The sequence below is a fragment of the Roseovarius aestuariivivens genome, from assembly GCF_004761875.1.
In the GTDB taxonomy this organism is placed as follows: domain Bacteria; phylum Pseudomonadota; class Alphaproteobacteria; order Rhodobacterales; family Rhodobacteraceae; genus Roseovarius; species Roseovarius aestuariivivens.
Window position 1 is genome coordinate 140352 of record NZ_SJEY01000006.1, and the last position, 20903, is coordinate 161254.

Here is a 20903-nt window from a genome sequence, read left to right on the forward strand (position 1 = left end):
GGTCAGCGGGGCAGGGGGTCTTCTTCCGCGACCTGATCGGCAAGCCATGTACGAAACGTCATCAAGGCCGGTTGACGGTCCCTGTCCACCGGCCAGACGAGATAATACGCCCCGGGCATCTGCGTTCGGTCCCCCCAAACCGGCACGAGGCGCCCTGTCGCAAGGTCCTCTTCGATCAGGTAATCTGGCAGCAGCGCCACGCCCAGCCCATGCAGCGCGGCCTGCGTGATTGTTGAAAACTGATCATAGATCATGCCCGCGCTCGGCGGATCCTCGGTCAAACCGTGGGCCGCGAACCACGCCTGCCATGCTTCGGGACGCGTTTCGATATGCAATAGCGGCAGACCACGCAAATCCTGCGGGCCACGCAAACGCCGGTCGGAAATTAACTCGGGGGCGCAGACCGCGATCACGGCCTCCCGCCTCAGCAGAAGAGACCGCGTATCCGGCCAGCCGCCAGAGCCATAAAATATCGCCGCATCAAAAGGTTCAGAGGCAAAGTTGAAGTCTTGTAAGCGGGTCGAAAGGTTGAGCGTAACCTCTGGATGATCCCGCGCGAACGCCGGCAGACGCGGCACAAGCCAGCGCATCCCGAAGGTGGGTAGAATGGCAAGGGTCAGCGCCCCAACCGTCCGGTTCGTGGCCACTTTCATGGAAGCTTGCGCAATCCGGCTTAGCGCGGTTCTAATTTCCCGTGCATAATCAATTGCTTCGGGGGTAAGGTGCAAGCGGCGGCCCTGCCGCACCATAAGCTCGACACCCAGCTGGTCCTCCAGCGTCTGCAATTGCCGGCTGACAGCGCCTTGTGTCTGGTGCAATTCATCCGCGACAGCCGTGGCACTCCCAAGTCGGTCCAGCGCTTCAAGTGCGCGCAGGCTTGCTATCGAAGGCATGAATCTGCGGGGCAGGGACATAGTATGCGCTTTACTCATATACGTTTGCGGATTAGGCGCTGTTTTATGAGGTTTTATTCACGTATGCTATAACCAAATCAGAATTCTACGCATAAGGAGAGCGCTATGAGCCTCGATAGCCCAAGTCTGCGTGACAAAGACAAACCCGACCTTTCCAGCTTCGAATGGTCGGATCCCTTTCTCATTGACGCACAACTTGAGGAAGACGAACGTCTTATCGCCGATAGCGCGCGCAGCTTTGCACAGGAACACCTACAGCCTCGTGTCACAGAGGCTTATGCCGCGGAAAAAACCGACAGTGCGATTTTCCGTGAAATGGGCGAGATGGGCCTTCTTGGCACTACGATTCCCGAAGAATACGGAGGTCTTGGCGCGGGATACGTGACGTATGGCCTCGTCGCTCGGGAAATCGAGCGGGTCGATTCCGGTTACCGTTCGATGATGAGCGTGCAGTCGAGCCTCGTGATGTATCCGATCTACGCCTACGGCAGCGAGGTGCAGCGTCAGAAATACCTGCCGGGCCTGGCCAAAGGCGACCTCATCGGTTGCTTTGGACTGACCGAGGCGGATGCCGGTTCCGATCCAGCAGCGATGAAAACGCGCGCGGTCAAAACGGCAGACGGCTACAAGATCAGCGGGTCCAAGATGTGGATTTCGAACGCACCAATCGCCGATGTGTTCGTCGTTTGGGCGAAATCCGAAGCTCACGATGGGAAAATTCGTGGCTTCATCCTTGAAAAGGGCATGAAGGGTCTTACAGCGCCCAAGATTGAAGGCAAGCAGTCGCTGCGCGCCTCGATCACCGGTGAGATCGTCATCGACGGCGTCGAGGTTGGCGAAGACGCGCTCTTGCCCAACGTTCAAGGCCTCAAAGGGCCGTTTGGGTGCCTGAACCGTGCGCGTTACGGCATTGCGTGGGGCGTGATGGGCGCGGCCGAGTTCTGCTGGCATGGCGCGCGGCAATACGGACTTGACCGCAAACAATTCAACCGACCTTTGGCACAGACGCAGCTTTTTCAGAAGAAGCTGGCGGATATGCAGACCGAGATCGCGCTCGGGCTGCAGGCGGCGCTTCGGGTTGGGCGCCTCATGGACAGCGCGCAAGCCGCACCCGAGATGATTTCACTGATCAAGCGCAACAATTGCGGCAAGGCGCTCGACATTGCGCGTCTGGCCCGCGACATGCATGGCGGCAATGGCATCAGCCAGGAATTTCAGGTGATACGCCACATGATGAACCTGGAAACCGTGAACACCTATGAGGGTACGCATGACGTGCACGCGCTGATCCTCGGGCGGGCACAGACCGGACTTCAGGCGTTTTTCTGAAACAGGGCAAGCTGCACCGGTCCTGGAAGAACCAGTTTCGGTGCAGCTTCGATTACCTCAAGAACGCGCATAATCAGTATTATGTTAATACCGCGCGTTAGCGAGATCGGCGACTCCAATCCGTTTTTCCCCGATTTTAAAATACCATACCGGCAACACTTCATCCGCCGAACTGATCTTTCACACCCGTGTCAGGCTCTCCGAAGTCAATTTGGAATTGAACTCCTTGTCGACAATGCGTCCCTCTCCGGTTTACAACATCGCAAAAGGACGCCGCGTCAATGACTTCCATCCTGATCCTCAGTGGTCCCAACCTGAACCTGCTGGGTACGCGCCAGCCAGAGGTTTACGGACATGCGACACTTGCAGATATCGAAGCGATGTGTGCAGCCAAGGCCAAAGAGCTGTCGCTCGCCCTCGCCTTCGAGCAATCCAATTCCGAAGGTGCACTGGTTGATCACATTCACGCCGCGCGCGGCACGCATGATGGCCTGATCCTGAATGCCGGTGCCTATACTCATACATCTATTGCGCTCATGGATGCGATCAGCAGCACGGAAATCCCCACGATCGAACTGCATCTGAGCAACATTCACGCCCGGGAGCCTTTCCGTCAGCAGTCCTACATCGCCAAGGTAGCCGTCGGTCAGATCTGCGGCTTCGGCCCGGCAGGATATCCCCTCGCGCTGGAAGCGCTCGCCACGCATCTCGGTCACGCCGCATGATCCCGGCCGCGCATCTCAACGCGCTACTGAATGCGCCGAGCATCGAAGAACTGTGGGAGATGCACACATCCCGCATGGCGCAATACGGATTCGATCGGCTGATTTACGGCTATACGCGCTATCGCACGGCGACATCACTGGGCGATCCGGATGACTTTGTTCTGCTGAGCAATCACGCGCGCGAGTATCTCGACGTGTTCATCGGCGAAGGTCTTTATTTCCATGCGCCAATGGTCCGCTGGGCACTGGAAAACGAAGGGGCCTGTTCCTGGTCGGTTCTGGCAAGAATGATCGAGACCGAAACGCTGACCCCCGAAGAACGCAAAGTGATCGAGTTCAACCTCAGCAAAGACGTGCGCGCCGGCTACTCGATCAGCTTCAAGTCGGTTTCGCCGCGCACCAAGGGCGCCATCGCCCTGACTGCCAAGGCGGACATGACCCAGGATGCCGTCGACGCAATCTGGGCCGAACACGGCGAGGATATCGTCCTGCTCAACAACCTCACGCATTTGCGGATTCTGTCCCTGCCCTATACGGCGCCGGGCCGGACTTTGACCAAACGCCAGAAAGAAGTCTTGGGTTGGGTCGGCGATGGCAAGACGATTCAGGACATCGCCATGCTGCTCGAACTGACGCCTGCAACCGTGGAAAAGCATTTGCGACTGGCCCGCGAGGCCCTGAGCGTCGAAACCACCGCCCAGGCGGTTCTCAAGGCCGCGTTCCAAAATCAAATGTTCGTTCTGGATACCTGATTTCACAGGGATTTCCGGGATTTACCATTTGGTAAGGAATCCCATACTTCCATTACGCGACGTAAAGTCGCAATATGCTCGTGTTCCGTGAGTGGTGGCTTTTAGAGCCTTGGAACAATCCAGGTCGGAAATCCCTGCGATTATAGGGTGACCCGGTCTGCCGGTCCTACCGGATGTTGGCCGATGGTCCTATTCTTCGGGCTATCGGTCAACGCTTCCTGATCGCCGTCTCATCCCCATGTCGGGCGATCCCAGGAAATGACGGTGTCGTCCGCCCGGGCGGCACCGTTTTTCCTTTTTGCCAAGAGAAAAACGCCCCAGCCAACGGCCAGGGCGTTTCTTTTGACGGGCCCGGAATCGGGCGTCTGATTGCGTCAGCCTTGTGCGGCCTTGGCGACTTCCTCGGCGAAGTTCTCTTCTTTCTTTTCAATCCCCTCACCCACTTCCATGCGGATGAACCCGGTGATCTCGGCGCCCTTCTCGGCAGCGGCGGCCCCGACGGTCTGATCGGGGTTGATCACGAACGCCTGGTTCACAAGCGTGATCTCCGACATGAACTTTTTCATGCGCCCCTCGATCATCTTCTCGATCACCTGCTCGGGCTTACCACTCTCACGGGCGATGTCGATTTGCACCTGACGCTCTTTTTCGATCACGGAGGGATCCAGCGACGCCTCGTTGAGCGCGGCAGGGTTCGTAGCAGCGATGTGCATGGCCACCTGACGGCCAAACGCCTCGTCGCCGCCGGTCATCGCGACCAGCACACCGATCTTGCCCATGCCGTCGCCGGCTGCATTGTGGATGTAGCTGACCACCGTGTCGCCCTCGATCTTTTCCATGCGGCGCAGGCCCATGTTCTCGCCGATCGTGGCGATCTTGTCGGTGATGGTGTCGGCCACGCTCTTGCCGCCAAGATCGGCGTCTTTCAGCGCGTCGATATTGGCCGCGCCGATTGCGGCAGCGGCGATGCCCGCCACCATCTTCTGGAAATCAGCGTTCTTGGCAACGAAATCGGTTTCGGAATTGACCTCGACCGCAACGCCAGTGCCCCCGGTCACGCTGACGGCAACAAGGCCCTCGGCCGCGGTGCGGCCCGACTTCTTGGCGGCTTTGGCCAGACCCTTGGTGCGCAGCCAGTCAACGGCCGCCTCCATGTCGCCTTCGGTTTCCGTCAGCGCCTTCTTGGCGTCCATCATCCCTGCGCCGGTCTTGTCGCGCAGTTCTTTCACTTGTGCAGCGGTGATCGCCATCTTGGCTCTCCTGATATCTTTGGTCCGGTTCAGGCGCGGCATAGGCCGCGCCCGGCTCAGTTTCATGACACGTCCGCAGCGCGGATCAGCTTTCGGCCGGGGCCTCCGCGGGGGCCTCTGCCGCGGCCTCTTCGACCGGGGCGTCAACCATTTCACCCACATCGACACCTGCGGCGTCCATCTGTGCCGACATACCGTCGAGCGCCGAACGGCTTACCAGATCGCAGTAAAGCGCGATGGCGCGGGCCGCGTCGTCATTACCCGGAATGATGTAGTCGATCCCGTCGGGCGAGCAGTTGGTGTCAACCACCGCGACGACCGGGATGCCCAGCTTGTTGGCCTCGGCAACGGCCAGCGCCTCTTTCTTGACGTCGATCACGAAAAGCATGTCCGGCACTCCGCCCATCTGGCGGATACCGCCCAGTGAAGCCTGCAGCTTGGCCTGATCACGCTCAAGCCCAAGGCGCTCTTTCTTGGTCAGGCCACCGGCGCCGGCCTCCATGATCTCGTCGATCTCGTTGAGACGCTTGATCGACTGGCTCACCGTTTGCCAGTTTGTCAGCGTACCGCCCAGCCAACGATGGTTCATGTAGTACTGCGCACATTTCTCGGCGGCCTCGGCAATGGGCGCGCTGGCCTGACGCTTGGTGCCGACGAAGAGCACGCGGCCACCTTTGGCAACCACCTCGCGCACGGCGTTGAGCGCGGCGTCGAGCATCGGCACGGTCTGGGTCAGGTCGAGAATGTGAATGCCATTGCGCGCGCCATAGATGAACTCGCCCATGCGGGGGTTCCAGCGTTGCGTCTGGTGGCCAAAGTGAACGCCGGCTTCAAGCAGCTGACGCAAAGAGAACTCGGGAAGAGCCATAAGTCGTTTCCTTTCCGGTTTAGCCTCGGCACGGGGTGAGAAGCGTCGCTTCAACCGGTGGACCGCCGGGGATGTCTCCCCCGATCAGCCCGCCCGTACCTGCGGGATTGAATGGCGCGCGTATACCCGCCCCACTCGGTACAGGCAAGAGTCTTTCTCCGGCACGTTTGCCGAACCAGGTCACGGTGCCCAAGCGGATATTCGGGTCAGGAACCTTTACGCAGAAAAACCAGTGTTTGGCGCAAGCTTGCCTTGTCCTTGATCGACAGGAATACCGTGGCATCGTCGATTTGGAAACGGCGCAGTTGGTAGCTGTCGGGATGGTTAACACTGTCATCGAGAGCAAGCTCACGCCCGAGGCAGAGCTCCAACAGCGCCCCAAGACGTTCGAACCGGTCGTGCGCGGCCTGGTCCCGATATCCGAATCGCCACATGCACACATCGTCTTCGCACGCCGCGAGATCAAACTGCGCAGGGTCGCGGACGAAGTGCGCAATATCATCGCAATCCTGCGCGACCGCCGGCACTGGACCGCACAGGCAAAACAGCATCGAAAGGATGACCCTACGCATCGGATTCACATCCTTCTTTCAAAGCAAGCGGCACGTCGGCAAGCTCTGGCAAGGCTGTCGCCAGCAAACCGTTGAACGCAGACGTTCCGACCGGCGCGTAAAACCAGTGCTCCATGTCCCAGACGACAAGCCAGTTTTCGCACGCGGCGTCATCGCCATTCGATGTTTCCGTTCCTGATTTCACATGCGCCCAGAAGAACCCCGCCACCTGACCATGCGGCGCGCCCTTCGGCAACTGAAGCGGCGCGGTCGTGGTCTCGAACGGATCGTCGCGTTGCGGATCAATCAGTCGTCCGCGAAAGGCTTCGGGTGTCATACCTTCGGCGTCTGCATGTACGGAGAGCAGCGCCGGAGGGATATGTTCCAGTCGTTCTTGACGCAAAAGCCTGAGCCGCTCATTGCGCACCAGCCAGTCGGCCTTGATCGGACTTTCCGGAGGGTCCGACCCGAGATTGATAAAGTCTGACAGGACCTCAGACGTCCTTTCTTCTATGGATTGGCCAAAGATCCACGCGCGCGGCATGTTGGCCGCGATTGCGGCAAGACCCACCACAAGCAGCACGACAAGGGCACGACGGGTCAACATGGCATCACAAAGGCTCGGCTATCTTTTGTATTCTGGTCCGGCTTACGCAAGGCCGTTCCAGCCGTAAAGCCCGTGCGGAGATCGCGCACCCGTTGCCACGCTCCCGGACCGCGCCTAGGCTGCAGGTGAACTCCCCACCATCCAGACGGAGCGCACAGATGCCTTTCCCCCCGTTCTTCAGCGAATTGCCAGAGATTGACGTGCCCTTCGCCCCGGATGTCGTCACCACCCGCGCGATCGCCTCGCCCGAGGGTCTGGCCGTTTTCTTCGATATCCACCAGAACACAACGCTTTCCCCGCACCAGCATGGCGATCAGTGGGGCACCGTCATTCGTGGCAAGCTGCACCTGACCATGGACGGGACAACGAAGACCTACGGCCCTGGCGAGGATTATTTCATTCCCGCAGGCACGGTGCACGGCGCGGAAATCCCGGCAGGCACGCAAATCCTCGACGTATTCGCCGAGCCGGACCGCTATGCGGTCAAACGCGATTGAGGCGGCCCATGACCCCTGCCCTGCCCCTGAGGCTTTCGCCCGAAGTTGATGCCGCACGGGACGCCGGCGCGCCGCTGGTCGCACTGGAAAGTACGATCCTCACCCACGGCATGCCGTTTCCACAGAATCTTGACACCACCCGAACGGTAGAGGCGACAGTACGCGAGGGCGGCGCGGTTCCGGCAACCATCGCCGTGCTGGACGGCGTTTTGCATGTGGGGCTTGTTCCGGATTTGCTCGAAACCCTTGCGCGCAGAAAAGACGTCGCCAAGCTCAGCCGCGCCGATCTCGCCGTTTGCCTGGCGCAGCGTGGCACCGGGTCGACGACAGTGGCCGCGACGATGATCGGGGCCCGCCTTGCCGGGATCGAGGTCTTCGCCACCGGCGGCATCGGCGGCGTGCATCACGGGGCCGAGCACAGCTTTGACATTTCCGCCGATTTACATGAGCTGGCACAAACGCCCGTAACAGTCGTATGCGCCGGGCCCAAAGCTATACTCGATCTACCAAAGACGCTCGAAGTGCTGGAAACGCTCGGCGTGCCCGTCATCGCCTTCGGGCAGGACAGTCTACCCGCCTTCTGGTCTGCCACGTCCGACCTCAAAGCGCCGCTGCGCCTTGACGATCCGGCCGACATTGCGCGCGCGCACCGCCTGCGGACCGCGCTTGGCCTGCCGGGCGGTCAGCTTGTCGCCAACCCGATCCCTAATGGTGACGAGATCCCGCACCATACGCTCGCGCCGCTCATTGCCCAAGCAACCGCCGAGGCCGAGACAGCCGGCATTTACGGCAAGGCGCTGACGCCCTTTCTTCTGTCACGCCTCTTCGATTTGACCGAAGGGCGCTCGCTTTCGGCCAATATCGCTCTGGTGGTGCACAACGCCCGGCTTGCCGCGAAAATAGCCACTTCTCTTGCGGGCTTGCGCTAAGCGCTTGCGCAGGGGCGGTTCGGGATTGTGGACGCTCGTCAATGCGCTTAGATACCCTGCAGACCGCAAAAGCAGACCCTAATGAACACGCCTTTCGACGAAGAGCCGCCTCACCCCAAGCGCCCCGGCCGTTTCGCGGGTCTGCGCACGAGCTTCCTGACAGGTATCATCGTGATCGCGCCCGTCGGCCTGACCGTCTGGCTGATCTGGTCACTGATCGGATGGGTGGATGGGTTCGTGCTGCCCTTCGTGCCAGACACCTATCAGCCCGAACAGGTCATCAACCGCTGGATTCTCGGCTATGACAGCCCTGCCGACGAGGGCTGGATCAACATCAACATCCGCGGTGTCGGCGTCATTGTCTTTTTGTTGTTCACGCTCTTCGTGGGCTGGATCGCCAAGGGCCTTATCGGCAAATCCCTGATCCGTTTCGCCGAATCCCTGGTCGATCGTATGCCGGTCGTCCGGTCGATCTATTCCGGCGTGAAACAGATCGCCGAAACGGTCTTCGCGCAATCCGAGCGTAGCTTCGAAAAGGCCTGCCTGATCGAGTATCCGCGCAAAGGCATCTGGGCGATCGGGTTCATCTCCACCAACGCCCGTGGTGAAGTGCTTGAAAAAGCGCAGGTCAGTGACGAGCTTCTTTCGATCTTCGTGCCGACCACGCCGAACCCGACCTCTGGCTTCCTGCTCTTCTTTCCTAAGGAGGACGTGATCGAACTCGACATGTCGATCGAAGAGGCCGCCAAGCTCGTGATTTCCGCCGGTCTGGTCTATCCGGGCATGCCCCCAAGAGAGGTGTGATAGCCGCGCCGATCACCCATAGGTGCGTTCGAGATCGACTGTCCCACAGCTGTTCAGGTCGTCCCAATGCGCCTCCAGAAACCGATCCGCCGCCTGCCGACCGGCCGCCTTCAACTGGCTCAGCACATAGGGCGTCGGCACCAGTTTCGTGGCCACAGACAATTCGCGCATAAGCGCGTCATCGGCGATCATGTGCACGAAAACCCGCTTGAGACGATCTTCCGCAACGGCGCCGCTCTCCAGCAGTTCCTGAGCAAACCGGATCGCGCGCAACTCTCGCAAGAGCGACGCGTTGAAACTGATTTCGTTGATCCGGTTCTGGATATCCTGCGCACTTGTGGGAACGTCGGGACGGTGCAGCGGATTGATGTTGACGACCACGATGTCCGGCGGCAGATCGCGATCGAAAAGCGGGAAAAGCGCCGGGTTACCGGCATATCCGCCATCCCAATAATGCGCCTCTCCGATCTCGACGGCTTGAAAGAGGGTCGGCAGGCAGGCCGAGGCCAGAAGGCTGTCGGTACTGATCTCGTCGCCGGCGAAAATCCGGATCTTTCCGTCATGCACATTCGTGGCGCCCACGAAGAACTTCGGACCGGCCGTATTGCAGACCCGGTCATAGGCGAATTGCTCGACGATCCGGCTCAGCGGATTGCTGTAGAAAGGGCCGTAGGCATAGGGCGAAACCACCCGGCTCATGGCGTCCGCCATCATGTAAGGCGGCGAGAGTTCAATCGCGTCGCTGACCGCGCCCACGCCGGGCAGCGCACCGGTCATCCAGACAGGCATGCGCATATCTCCCAACGCGCCCATCTGCGCCCAAAGCCAGTCGAGGTTCTCCCTTGCGCCCTCGCGGCCACCCGCCAGCCAGCCTGATTTGAACGCTGCGCCGTTCAACGCGCCGGCCGACGTGCCCGAAATGCCAGCGATCTCCAGCGACTCCTCGTCGAGCATTCGGTCCAGAACCCCCCAGGTGAAAGCGCCATGCGCCCCGCCGCCCTGAAGGCCCAGATTTATCCGTTTTGTGCCAGCCATTCCGACCTCTTTCTCTTGGCGCAGATACTCCGGGGTACGCAATGGGCAGCGCCCTTCCCTCCCGGTCGGATCGTCATCGGCGATCCGGTCTTGTCCTCACCGCCGGCGGATCACCAAATCCGATCCGCTTCCCGTCACAGCGCCGTCCATCCGCCGTCGACGCTGATCGTCGTGCCCGTGATCTGATCCGCCGCCGGGGAACACAGGAACACGACCGTACCGCCCAGCTGCTCCACCGTTGCCATTTCCTTCGAGGGCTGGCGGTCTAGGATGACCTCGCTGATCACCTCATCGCGGTCCATGCCATATTTTTCCATCGTATCGGGGATCTGCGATTCGACCAGCGGGGTCATGACATAGCCCGGACAGACCGCATTGCAGGTGATCGGCTCTTCCGCCGTCTCGAGCGCGGTGACCTTGCTCAGCCCGACCAGACCATGTTTTGCGGCGACATAGGCCGATTTGAACGGGCTTGCGGTCAGACCGTGCGCGCTGGCGATATTGACGACCCGGCCCCAGCCCGCCGCCCGCATCAACGGCAGCGCGGCGGCCGTGGTATGAAAGGCGGAACTCAGGTTGACGGCGAGGATCTGGTCCCATTTCTCGCGCGGGAAATCCGGAATGGCGGCAACGTGCTGAATGCCGGCGTTGTTGACGAGGATATCGCAGGCGCCAGCCTCTTTGATCAGCGCGTGACAGGCGTCCGGATCCGACAGATCGGCCGCCACCAGCTTGACCTCAACCCCGAAGGTTTCCGCGATCTCGGCACGATGGGCGCGCGCCTCGTCCGTGGCTTTGCGCCCGTTCAGCACGATATTGGCCCCAGCCTCAGCAAGAGACCGGGCGATTCCCAGCCCGATTCCCGAGGTCGATCCGGTCACGACGGCGGTTTTTCCCTTCACGGACATCTCACACTCCTAAAGTTGCATGAGACCGATGCTGCCATGCGGCGCGAACAAGATAAATGCTCTTCGCACGCCACGGTCAGATTCGCAGCCGTGCGAGACGCGGATCGAAGGGCCGGGCGCGCGCGTTTCACCGCGCCGTGAATGCCCTTGCACAGAAGGCCGATCCGGATAAAAAAAACGCCGGCACAAGGCCGGCGTTAAGTTATTGAGGCAGGTTTCATACAGGCAAGAAACCTATCGAGCAGTAACCTCTTTATAAGCAATTCCCGGCTCCCTTCCAAGTTAAAAGTTTGAAAAGACGAGAATCCGTCTTTACCTTCACCCCCAGACAAACAAGGGCCGAGCAGGATTGTTGCCCATATGACACCAGTTTTTTTCTCCTCCGTGCTTCGCGCGGCGGCGGTATCCGCGACGCTCTGGCTGGGGTCTGGCGCAAGCGCCGAACCAAGCCACGCCATAGCTATGTATGGCGACCCCGCCCTGCCACCTGATTTTGTGTCACTGCCCTATGCCAACCCCAATGCACCCAAGGGCGGGCGCGTGGTCACGGGCAATGTTGGCGGCTTCGACAGCCTCAACGCCTTCATCCAGAAAGGCGAGGTACCCTGGCAATTGCGCCACCTCACTCACGAGGCGTTGATGGGCCGCTCTTATGACGAACCCTTCACGCTTTACGGCCTTCTGGCCGAATCGGTCGAGACCGGGCCCGAGCGCGAATGGGTCGAATTCACCCTTCGCCCCGAAGCCCGATTCTCCGATGGCAGCCCGGTCACCCTCGAAGACGTGATCTGGTCCTACGAGACCATCGGCACACAAGGCCACGGGCGATATCGCGGCTTCTGGCAAAAGGTCGACCGGATTGAGGCCACGGGCCCGCGCTCGGTGCGCCTGACCTTCAACACCGTCGACCGCGAACTGGCCCTGATCGCCGGGATGCGACCAATCCTGAAAAAGGCCCAGTGGGAGGGCAAGAATTTCGCGGACGCGCCGATCGAGGACATTCCCATCGGATCCGGTCCCTACGTGGTGTCGGATTACGAGGTTGGGCGTCACGTCACGCTCAAACGCAATCCTGAATACTGGGGCGCGGCCCTGCCCTTTCGGCGCGGCACGCATAATTTCGACGAGATCCGTATTGAGTTCTATGGGGACGACACGGTCCTGAAAGAGGCGTTCAAGGCCAAGGCCCTGTCTTACGTGCGCGAACTCAACGCCGAGAGATGGGCCACCCAGTACGATTTCCCAGCCGTACAGGCCGGCGAGATCACGCTGTCGGAGATCCCGCATTCCAAACCGTCGGGCATGACCGGTTTCGTGTTCAATACCCGCCGCGCGCCGCTCGATGACTGGCGCGTGCGCGACGCACTCCTCCACGCGTTCAATTTCGAGTTCATCAACGACACGCTCACCGGCGGTCGTCAGCCGCGCATCACCTCGTATTTTTCCGGCTCCGAACTCGGCATGCGCGATGGTCCGGCCACGGGCCGCGTGCGTGCCCTTCTGGAACCTTTCGCTGATGAACTCTTACCCGGCGCCCTGGACGGCTATGCCCTCCCCCGAAGCGACGGCACCAAGCGGAACCGGGGCAATATCCGGCTGGCTATGTCCCTTCTCAACGAAGCCGGCTGGCAAGTTGTAGACGGAGTGCTCCAAAATGCCGACGGTCAGCCTTTCGAGTTGACCGTCCTGCTGCGCCAGGATGGTCTGGTCCAGCAGGCGCAGGCTTACATGCAGATTTATGCTCAGGCCCTCGAAAGGCTGGGCATCGCCCTCTCGGTGGAAACCGCCGACAGCGCGCAATACGCCGAACGCGAGCGGAATTTCGATTTCGACATGACCTTCTTCCGCCGGGCATTCTCTCTCAGCCCCGGCAATGAACAGTCCTACTACTGGGGCGCGGCCTTCGCCGACCAACCCGGAAGCCGCAACCTGATGGGCATGCGGTCTGAGGCGGCAGAGGCGATGATTGCGGAAATGCTCTCCGCGGAAAGCCGCGAGGATTTCACCGCCGCGGTGCGCGCACTGGACCGGGTGTTGATTTCAGGTCGCTATGTCATCCCGATTCATCAATACGCCATCGGCCGCATTGCCCATCTGTCCGAGCTGGCCTATCCTTCTGACCGGCTTCCGATCTACGGGGACGGAATTTGGTTTCTCCCCGAGGTCTGGTGGTCAGAGGCAGAGTAAAACACCGCCAAAAGTGCGGAAACCAAAAGATCGAAGGCAGGTTCAAATGAAGAAGATTGCCCTTGTCGCGCTGATCGCGGCCCTTGCGGGCTGCGCCACCGTGGATGGCATCGGTCAGGATATCTCCGGCGCATCGCGCGGCATCCAAAGCTGGTTCTGATCCGGCACACCGGGCTACGGCCCGCAACGGTCTTGAAAGATTTGCACGCCTCGGCTACGCCTTGAGGCATGAATATTCTTTGTCTCGGTACCGGTAATTCGGCCCGCTCGATCCTTCTTGAAACGATCCTCAACGAAGAGGGCATGATGCAGGGCATCCGCGCCTTTTCCGCGGGTCAGTCCCCCGTCGAAAAGGTCAATCCTCACGCGCTCAAGATCCTTGAGGAAAAGGAATACGACATTCTGCCGCTTGAGCCGCAGAGCTGGGACATCTTCGCCGGGGACGAAGCCCCGATGATGGATATCGTCATCACCGTCTGCGACGCCGCAGCCGAAGCCGCGCAGCCAGAATGGCCGGGTAATCCGGTGGTGGCTCACTGGCCGGTACCTGACCCATCCAAGGCCTCCGAAGCCGAACAAGAAAAAGCCGTGCGCGCCGCCTACGACCTGCTCAACCGCCGGGTCGAGGCGCTTCTGGACCTGCCCTTCGACAACATGGAACAGGGCGAATTGAAGGCGACGCTGGACAGGGTCGCCGGACAGGTCACCTGAGCCTATGCCACTGATCGACATCCAGGTCATGGAAGGCGTGTTTTCCGACGAGGAAAAGGCGCAGCTCATTCAGGAGACCGCGAAAGCCTTCGGCAAAGTCGCCGGTCAGCGCATGCAAGAGCTGACTTCTGTCCGCGTGCACGAGATCAAAAGCGGCCATTGGGGCGGCGCCGACAGCGTCTGGACCACCGAGCGCGCGCTTCAGGAGAAAGCCAAGGGCTAAAGCCCGTCGAACTGCGCCTTTTGCGTCGCGTTCCACCGAACGGTCAGATGATGACCGTCCTCGTCCTGCGCCTCATTCTCGACAAGCCCCTTCTCGAAAAGCCACGCGCGCTTGCGGCCCTCGTCAAAGCCAAGCGTGATCCGCTCGACATGCGTCGTGCCAGCCAGTCGGGCAACGATGGCGTCGCTCAGCGCCTGCATGCCCTCGCCGGTCATCGCCGAAAGAAGTTGCACATCGTCCCTGCGCGCAGCGCGATTCTCCGCCTCCAACCGCGAGTCCGGCGGCAGGCGATCAATCTTGTTCCAGACCTCGATCTGCGGCACCGTCTCTGTGACGCCGAGACTCTCGAGGATGGCGCGCACATCCTGCGCCTGCTCTTCTGTCTCGGGATGAGAGATATCTCGCACGTGGCAAATCAGATCAGCCGCCAGAACCTCTTCCAGCGTCGCCCGGAATGCCGCGACCAACTCGGTCGGCAGGTCACTGATGAATCCCACCGTGTCAGACAGGATCACCTCCGGCCCACCGCCCGGCAGCGGGATCTTGCGCATCGTGGGATCAAGCGTGGCGAACAACATGTCCTTGGCCATGACCTCGGCCCCGGTCAACCGATTGAACAGCGTGGATTTGCCCGCATTTGTGTAACCGACAAGCGCCACGATCGGAAATGGCACCTTGGCGCGCGCCTCGCGATGCAGGCCGCGCGTCTTGGCAACCTTTTCAAGCTGCCGGCGCAGCCGCACAAGCTGTTCGTCGATGGCACGCCGGTCCGCTTCGATTTGCGTCTCGCCCGGGCCACCAACGAACCCCAGACCGCCACGCTGGCGTTCAAGGTGGGTCCAGGCCCGCACCAGCCGTGTCCGTTGATAGCTGAGCGCCGCCATTTCCACCTGCAATACACCTTCCCGCGTGGCCGCACGATCCGAGAAAATCTCGAGGATCAGCCCGGTACGGTCCAGCAGCTTGACCTTCAGCGCCTTTTCAAGATTGCGCTGCTGCACCGGCGTGACAGGCCCGTCGATCAACAAAAGCTCCAGCTCCTGTGCCTCGACCAGCGCGCGCAGCTCTTCGACCTTACCTTTCCCGAACAGCATCCCCGGATGCGGCTTTGCCAGCCGAACCACCGTGCCGCCGACCACATCGAGCCCGGGCAGCGCATGGGCCAGCGCCACGGCCTCTTCCAGCGCATGCTCCGGTGCGCGCAGCTGATCCTTGCTGGGGATGTCGGGATGCAGAACCCAGGCGCGGGTGTCGTCAGCCTTGGTCTGCGTCAAGACGCGTCGTCACCGTCATACAGATTGACAGGCTGTGACGGCATGATGGTCGACACCGCGTGCTTGTAGACAAGCTGCGACTGCCCGTCCCGGCGCAACAGAATGCAGAAATTGTCGAACCAGGTGATCACGCCCTGAAGTTTCACACCATTGATCAAAAAGACGGTAACGGGAATTTTGGTCTTACGAACCTGGTTAAGAAATGCGTCCTGCAGATTCTGTCTGTCTGTCGCCATAGTCAATCAAAGCCTTTGTTCTTACGCGCGCCGCGAACCGGCGCCACCTCTCCCTCGGGCGGAGTATGAAGCGCGCGCATCGGAGTTTCCAGCCCAAAAATCAAATCCTTGAGGGCGCCCGATATGCGGCTTTGTCAGCTGCGCCAGAGCCCGGGGTTCAAGAGGGCGATGATTGCCAGCGTCTCCAACCTGCCGACCACCATGGCGCCCGCGAACACAAGCTTTGCGCCGGCACTCAGCTCCAGAAGCGCGATGGGCGCGTCGGCGGCGATCTGCGTCAGCGGCCCGGCGGTAGACAGCGCCGCGATAGTCAGCACAAGCGCGTCCTGGAATTCCGCGCCAAAGGCGGCCATGACCACCGTGATCAGGGCCAGCGACAGCGCGAACAGCATGAAAAAGATCCAGGCGATGAATGCGCCTTGCCGCCGGATCCGTCGGCTTGTCGCGCCGGCGCGGCCCACCGACGAAGGGTGCACCAGGCGCTCCATTTCGCGCTGGCCGTTGAGATAAAGCGCGTAAACCCGCAAAAGCTTTACCCCGCCCGCCGTCGTGGCCACTCCGCCGCCCAGCATCGCAAGGCCCAACAGCAACAGGCCGGGTGTCTCAAGCCCTGACCAGACCCGCGCATCCTCCCACGCTGCACTTTCGAATCCGCTCGTGGACAGGAAAGACAAAACCGTGAAAACAGAGCCCCAAAGCGCCCCCAGCGCGAGCTGCAGGTTTTCCACCTCTCCTGCCCCGCCATCCTCGAACGTGGCCAGCCAGTGACGGGAGAAGAGCAATAGGGGTACGCCGATTACGAGGGCGATACCGATACGGAATTCCGGATCCTGCAAAAGCCCTGTCTGACGGCTCGACACCGTGTCGGTGGAAAATGTCAGGCGCGACAGCGCGAACAGCATGAAAAGAAAGATCACCGCCTCGCCGCCAAAGCCCGATCCGGCGTTCTCGACGCCACCCACCGGCGAAATGCCGCTCGTGGCCATCGTCGACATCGCATGGATCGCGGCCACCAATGGCCGATCTCCTCCGATCAGAAGCATCACCCAGAGCATGCCGCTCAACCCGGCATAGATCGGGGCCAGCTCCCACGTGGCCTGTGCCAACCGACGTCCCGAACTGGCTCTCTCGAACCGGTCGAACCGCGCATCCGGCGCGCCCTGCCCCGGTTCGGCCGACACCGTCACCTCGAAGCCCCCCAGATTGAGCGGCGCAAGCACCGCCGAGGCCATCACCCAGATCAAAAGACCGCCCAGCCACCCGACAAGCCCGCGCCAAAGATGCAGGCTGTCGACGAGCCGGCGCGCGTCCTCGAAAAGCGTGGCACCGGTCGTCGTCAGGCTCGAGACCATCTCGACATAGGCATTGAGATACCGCGTCGTCTCCAAACCCTCGTAGAAGGGCAGCGCGAGGTACAGCGGCAGCGCCGTGTAGGCGAGAAAGAGCGAGGCGAGGTTTTCCAGATCGGTCCGGTCTCTGGGCGGGCGTCCGGTCATGGCAAGCCCGACGATGGCCACCCCCGCAAGGCCGAGAAGAGCTGCGTAAAAAAAGGCTTGCGCAACGCTGTGATCCTGCTGGTAAAGCGCATGCAGTGCGGGCACGAGCATCGCCAGCGCAGCAAGACCCGTCAACAGCAGGATCAAAGGCAGCTCTTGAAGCCGCGCGGTCATGCTCCGCCCTCGCGCATCAGAAGAAATCGATCGAGACCTGCAGCAACTGCTCGACCGCCGATACGTCATCGGCTAGCGAGAACAGAACCACCACGTCGCCGGCCTCGATCCGCAGACTGCCGCTGGGCTTCTTGATCACACCGTCCTTGAGCACGCCGCCCACAAGCACGCCTTCGGGAAAGTCGATGTCGCGGATGGCTGTGCCCGCGATGGACGAGGTCGACATCACCTCGGCCTCGATCACCTCCGCTTCCGCATCGCCCAGCGAATAGACCGACCGCACGCGTCCGCTGCGGATATGGCGCAGAATCGAACTGACGGTGGTGGCCCGCGGGTTGATATACGCGTCGATTCCAAGCGGATCCATCAGCGGCAAAAGCGTGGGATCGTTGATCAGAGCAATGGCATAGGGACAGCCCGCTGCCTTGGCCCGAACCGCCGCCAGCATGTTGGTCTTGTCGTCATCGGTCACCGCCAGCACCGCATCGGCGCGGCTGATCCCCGCCTCGTCCAGAAGCCGGCTGTCCAGCCCGTCGCCGTTAAGCACGATCGTGCGTTCCAGCACGTCGGCGGCGCGCTCCGCGCAACGCCGCTCACGCTCGATGACCTTGGTGCGGGTGCGCTTGCCGCGCTCTTCCAGCGCGCGCGCCACCGCGAGGCCAATATTTCCCCCGCCGATGATCACAAGCCGCTCCTGCTTGCGCTGCTCCTTGCCGAAAACCTCGACCGTGCGCGGGATGTCCTCGGTCGGCGCGAAGACATAAGCCTCGTCGCCCGCGAAAAGCTGGTCACCCGACTCCGGCGCGAAAAGCCGCCCATCGCGCCGCACGCCGACGACCACAGCGCGCAGGGTGGAAAAGAGATCGGTCAATTGCCGCAAGGGCGTGTTGACGATCGGGCAATCCTCCTCGACCCGCAGACCAAGAAGCTGCGCTTTGCCGTCCATGAAGGTTTCCGTATCGAATGCCGCCGGTGCCGCCAGCCGTTGCAGCGCGGCCTCGGCGACCTCGCGTTCGGGGCTGATCACCACGTCGATCGGCATATGGTCACGCCGGTAAAGATCCGAATAGATCGCATCGAGATAGCTTTGCGAGCGCAGCCGCGCGATCTTGCGGCTTATGGCGAAAACCGAATGCGCCACCTGGCAGGTCACCATGTTGACCTCATCCGAGTATGTGGCGGCAATGATCATGTCGGCGTCGCGCGCGCCGGCATTGTCCAGAACGTCGGGATAGCTGGCAAATCCGGTGATCCCCTGCACGTCGAGCGTCTCGGTCGCGCGCCGCACAAGATCCGGATTATTGTCCACCACGGTGACGTCGTTGCGCTCTCCGGAAAGATGCCGCGCGATCTGCCAGCCCACCTGACCGGCCCCGCAGATGATCACCTTCATGGGTTCAGCCTCTTTATGCGTCCCGAAAGCGTGGCATGACAGAAGCCCGCGCGCCGGTCAATTCCTTTGTCCCGCCCGCGGCGACGCGCTAGACTGCCTACATGCCCGTCTCGCGCGTCCTCCTTATCCTTGCGGCCTGTGCCCTGCTGTCGGGCTGCCTTCCGGTTCCCTTGTATTACCGCGAGGGTGCGGCGGTAGCGCAGATAGACGCGGCCGAAACACGCTGCCGGGTCGCAGCGCTGCGCGAGGTCCCCGAGGCCCGGCGTACGCGCTACATCCCGCCGACCTACAGCTATCCAACCACCTGCAATGCCGCCGGTGTCTGCCGCACGACGCCGATCCTGATTTCTCCCGGGCGCTGGGAAACATACGACGCGAATGAGGGCCTGCGCGCCGAGACCGCCAAGCTCTGCATGGCCGAAAAGGGATATGCCCGCATCCGTCTGAAGCCCTGCGCACCCGCTGTAATCGAGGCAACGCGGCTCACCGCCACGCAGGTGCAGCCGGCGCTGACCGCGCGCTCCTGTATCATCCGTCTCAATACCGGTCGCTACAAGATCGTCACGCCCTGAGGCATCGCGCGGACGACGTCCGCCCAAGAAACCTGTGGGCGAAGCGACGCCTTTGGATCACCCCGTCACGGAGGCGCTCTGGTCCGTTGTTTCGCCCGATGCGCCCTTTGCGCCGGTCACCACGCCGAGGCTTTTGAGCTTTCGGTGCAACGCGCTGCGCTCCATGCCCACGAATTCCGCCGTACGGCTGATATTGCCGCCAAAGCGGTTGATCTGCGTCATCAGGTACTCACGTTCGAAGGCCTCGCGAGCCTCGCGCAGGGGCATCGTGGCCACCGTGCCCGACAGCACCACGCGCCCTTCCTCGGCGGGCGCGGCGGTCTCACCCGGCATTTCGCGGGCAGTGATCTCGCCCGTGCCCTCGCCCAGGATCAGGACCCGCTCGATCACGTTGCGCAGCTGGCGCACGTTGCCGGGCCAGCGCATCGTCTGCAGCAGGGCTCCGGCCTCCTCACCGAGGTGGCGCAATGGCAAGCCCTGATCGCGATTGAGCGCGGCGATGAAATGCTCGGCCAGCGCCGGGATATCCTCGCGCCGGTCCTCAAGGCTCGGCACCTTGATCGGCACGACATTCAGTCGATGATAAAGCTCGCGGCGAAACCTTTCGGCGGCGATTTCGGTTTCCAGATCGCGGCTTGTCGACGAGATCACCCGCAGATCGACTTGCACCTTGTCGCTGCCGCCCACCCGAAGGAAGGTCTGATCGACCAGCACCCGCAGGATCTTGGACTGGGTGCCAAGCGGCATATCCGCCACTTCGTCGAAATAGATTACGCCACCATTGGCCTCTTCCAGCAAACCGGGCACCACGCCCGCCTCTTCGCCCTCGCGCCCGAACAGAACCTCCTCCATCCGGTCGGGCTCGATCGAGGCGCAGCCGACACAGACGAACGGACCGCTCGCGCGCGCCGAATTGGCGTGGATATAACGCGCCGCCAGTTCCTTGCCCGCGCCCGGAGGACCGGACAGCATCACCCGACCGTTCGACTTCGTGACCTTGTCGAGTTGGCCCAGCAACGTGCGGAAAGCGGGGCTTTCTCCCAGCATTTCCGACGGCGCGGTACCCTGCTGCTTCAGGGCGATATTCTCGCGCCGAAGCCGGCTTGTCTCCATGCCGCGCCGGATCACGACCAGCAGTTGGTCGATGTTGAACGGCTTTTCGATAAAGTCATAGGCGCCCTGCTTGATCGCGGCGACGGCGATCTCGATATTGCCGTGTCCCGAGATGATCACCACCGGCACTTCGGGGTAGTCGCGCTTGACTGCCTTCAGAATGTCGATCCCGTCCATCTTGCTGTCCTTCAGCCAGATATCGAGAATAAGCAGGCCCGGGCGCTCCGCCTCGATCTGCGCCATCGCCTCATCGGAATTGCCGGCCAGACGGGTGGTAAATCCCTCGTCCTCCAGAATGTCGGAAATCAGTTCGCGGATATCGCGTTCGTCATCAACAATCAGAATGTCGCTCATA

The 20903-nt window shown here is 61.5% G+C and carries 23 protein-coding genes; 11 read left to right on the forward strand and 12 right to left on the reverse strand.

The features are described 5' to 3' along the window. Positions 1 to 2 precede the first annotated feature (2 nt). The gene (locus EZV60_RS11340) at positions 3 to 914 is read right to left on the reverse strand and encodes a LysR substrate-binding domain-containing protein (RefSeq protein ID WP_135505522.1); all 912 of its coding nucleotides are present in this window, start codon (positions 912 to 914) and stop codon (positions 3 to 5) included. Between the two features lie 105 nt (positions 915 to 1019). On the opposite strand from EZV60_RS11340, the gene EZV60_RS11345 reads away from it, so the two are divergent. From EZV60_RS11345 to EZV60_RS11355, 3 genes are all read left to right on the forward strand, one after another. After that, positions 1020 to 2243 (forward strand): acyl-CoA dehydrogenase, encoded by a 1224-nt coding sequence (locus EZV60_RS11345; protein WP_135505524.1) that lies wholly within the window; start codon positions 1020 to 1022, stop codon positions 2241 to 2243. Between the two features lie 281 nt (positions 2244 to 2524). Continuing rightward, the gene (gene aroQ, locus EZV60_RS11350) at positions 2525 to 2968 is read left to right on the forward strand and encodes a type II 3-dehydroquinate dehydratase (protein ID WP_135505526.1); all 444 of its coding nucleotides are present in this window, start codon (positions 2525 to 2527) and stop codon (positions 2966 to 2968) included. Further along, complete coding sequence (locus EZV60_RS11355) at positions 2965 to 3720, forward strand: helix-turn-helix transcriptional regulator (protein ID WP_135505528.1); 756 nt, start codon at positions 2965 to 2967, stop codon at positions 3718 to 3720. Before aroQ ends, EZV60_RS11355 begins: the two co-directional genes overlap by 4 nt. A gap of 374 nt (positions 3721 to 4094) precedes the next feature. Here EZV60_RS11355 and tsf read toward each other — a convergent pair whose 3' ends face one another. The 4 genes from tsf to EZV60_RS11375 all read right to left on the reverse strand — a co-directional run bounded on the left by tsf (position 4095) and on the right by EZV60_RS11375 (position 6996). Then, complete coding sequence (gene tsf, locus EZV60_RS11360; protein WP_135505530.1) at positions 4095 to 4970, reverse strand: translation elongation factor Ts; 876 nt, start codon at positions 4968 to 4970, stop codon at positions 4095 to 4097. An 85-nt stretch (positions 4971 to 5055) separates the two neighbouring features. Further along, a complete protein-coding gene (gene rpsB / locus EZV60_RS11365; RefSeq protein WP_135505532.1) occupies positions 5056 to 5838 on the reverse strand; it encodes a 30S ribosomal protein S2 in 783 nt (260 codons plus the stop codon). Between the two features lie 206 nt (positions 5839 to 6044). Next, entirely contained in the window at positions 6045 to 6389 is a 345-nt protein-coding gene (locus EZV60_RS11370; RefSeq protein ID WP_135505534.1) for a hypothetical protein, read from the reverse strand. Between the two features lie 13 nt (positions 6390 to 6402). Next, entirely contained in the window at positions 6403 to 6996 is a 594-nt protein-coding gene (locus EZV60_RS11375; protein ID WP_135505536.1) for a hypothetical protein, read from the reverse strand. Between the two features lie 158 nt (positions 6997 to 7154). Here EZV60_RS11375 and EZV60_RS11380 point away from each other — a divergent pair, with 158 nt between their 5' ends. From EZV60_RS11380 to EZV60_RS11390, 3 genes are all read left to right on the forward strand, one after another. Continuing rightward, complete coding sequence (locus EZV60_RS11380) at positions 7155 to 7493, forward strand: cupin domain-containing protein (protein WP_135505538.1); 339 nt, start codon at positions 7155 to 7157, stop codon at positions 7491 to 7493. Positions 7494 to 7501: 8 nt separating this feature from the next. Further along, complete coding sequence (locus EZV60_RS11385) at positions 7502 to 8422, forward strand: pseudouridine-5'-phosphate glycosidase (RefSeq protein WP_135505540.1); 921 nt, start codon at positions 7502 to 7504, stop codon at positions 8420 to 8422. An 81-nt stretch (positions 8423 to 8503) separates the two neighbouring features. Further along, positions 8504 to 9226: a DUF502 domain-containing protein gene (locus EZV60_RS11390; protein ID WP_135505541.1), complete on the forward strand. Its 723-nt coding sequence runs from the start codon at positions 8504 to 8506 to the stop codon at positions 9224 to 9226. 12 nt (positions 9227 to 9238) lie between these two features. Here EZV60_RS11390 and EZV60_RS11395 read toward each other — a convergent pair whose 3' ends face one another. Beyond that, entirely contained in the window at positions 9239 to 10261 is a 1023-nt protein-coding gene (locus tag EZV60_RS11395; protein WP_135505543.1) for a patatin-like phospholipase family protein, read from the reverse strand. A gap of 134 nt (positions 10262 to 10395) precedes the next feature. Further along, a complete protein-coding gene (locus EZV60_RS11400; RefSeq protein ID WP_135505545.1) occupies positions 10396 to 11169 on the reverse strand; it encodes a 3-hydroxybutyrate dehydrogenase in 774 nt (257 codons plus the stop codon). A gap of 360 nt (positions 11170 to 11529) precedes the next feature. On the opposite strand from EZV60_RS11400, the gene EZV60_RS11405 reads away from it, so the two are divergent. The 4 genes from EZV60_RS11405 to EZV60_RS11420 all read left to right on the forward strand — a co-directional run bounded on the left by EZV60_RS11405 (position 11530) and on the right by EZV60_RS11420 (position 14290). After that, positions 11530 to 13356, forward strand: a complete 1827-nt coding sequence (locus tag EZV60_RS11405; RefSeq protein WP_135505547.1) for an extracellular solute-binding protein — start codon at positions 11530 to 11532, stop codon at positions 13354 to 13356. Positions 13357 to 13402: 46 nt separating this feature from the next. Continuing rightward, positions 13403 to 13516, forward strand: a complete 114-nt coding sequence (locus EZV60_RS11410) for an entericidin EcnA/B family protein (RefSeq protein ID WP_135505550.1) — start codon at positions 13403 to 13405, stop codon at positions 13514 to 13516. Positions 13517 to 13584: 68 nt separating this feature from the next. Next, positions 13585 to 14067, forward strand: coding sequence for an arsenate reductase ArsC (locus tag EZV60_RS11415; protein ID WP_135505552.1), 483 nt, complete (start codon positions 13585 to 13587; stop codon positions 14065 to 14067). A 4-nt stretch (positions 14068 to 14071) separates the two neighbouring features. Then, the gene (locus tag EZV60_RS11420; RefSeq protein WP_135505554.1) at positions 14072 to 14290 is read left to right on the forward strand and encodes a tautomerase family protein; all 219 of its coding nucleotides are present in this window, start codon (positions 14072 to 14074) and stop codon (positions 14288 to 14290) included. Here the strand turns inward: EZV60_RS11420 and hflX are convergent. The 4 genes from hflX to trkA form a co-directional block, all read right to left on the reverse strand. Then, positions 14287 to 15564: a GTPase HflX gene (hflX, locus tag EZV60_RS11425; RefSeq protein ID WP_135505556.1), complete on the reverse strand. Its 1278-nt coding sequence runs from the start codon at positions 15562 to 15564 to the stop codon at positions 14287 to 14289. The genes EZV60_RS11420 and hflX overlap by 4 nt on opposite strands. Next, positions 15561 to 15800: an RNA chaperone Hfq gene (hfq, locus tag EZV60_RS11430; protein WP_085805294.1), complete on the reverse strand. Its 240-nt coding sequence runs from the start codon at positions 15798 to 15800 to the stop codon at positions 15561 to 15563. The genes hflX and hfq overlap by 4 nt, the downstream gene beginning before the upstream one ends. Positions 15801 to 15934: 134 nt before the next feature. Further along, entirely contained in the window at positions 15935 to 17470 is a 1536-nt protein-coding gene (locus tag EZV60_RS11435; RefSeq protein WP_135505559.1) for a TrkH family potassium uptake protein, read from the reverse strand. Between the two features lie 16 nt (positions 17471 to 17486). Next, complete coding sequence (gene trkA, locus EZV60_RS11440; RefSeq protein ID WP_135505561.1) at positions 17487 to 18863, reverse strand: Trk system potassium transporter TrkA; 1377 nt, start codon at positions 18861 to 18863, stop codon at positions 17487 to 17489. 101 nt (positions 18864 to 18964) lie between these two features. Between trkA and EZV60_RS11445 the strand changes: the two genes are divergently transcribed. Further along, the gene (locus EZV60_RS11445) at positions 18965 to 19435 is read left to right on the forward strand and encodes a hypothetical protein (protein ID WP_135505563.1); all 471 of its coding nucleotides are present in this window, start codon (positions 18965 to 18967) and stop codon (positions 19433 to 19435) included. 57 nt (positions 19436 to 19492) lie between these two features. Here EZV60_RS11445 and ntrX read toward each other — a convergent pair whose 3' ends face one another. After that, positions 19493 to 20902: a nitrogen assimilation response regulator NtrX gene (gene ntrX, locus EZV60_RS11450; protein ID WP_135505565.1), complete on the reverse strand. Its 1410-nt coding sequence runs from the start codon at positions 20900 to 20902 to the stop codon at positions 19493 to 19495. Position 20903 lies beyond the last annotated feature (1 nt).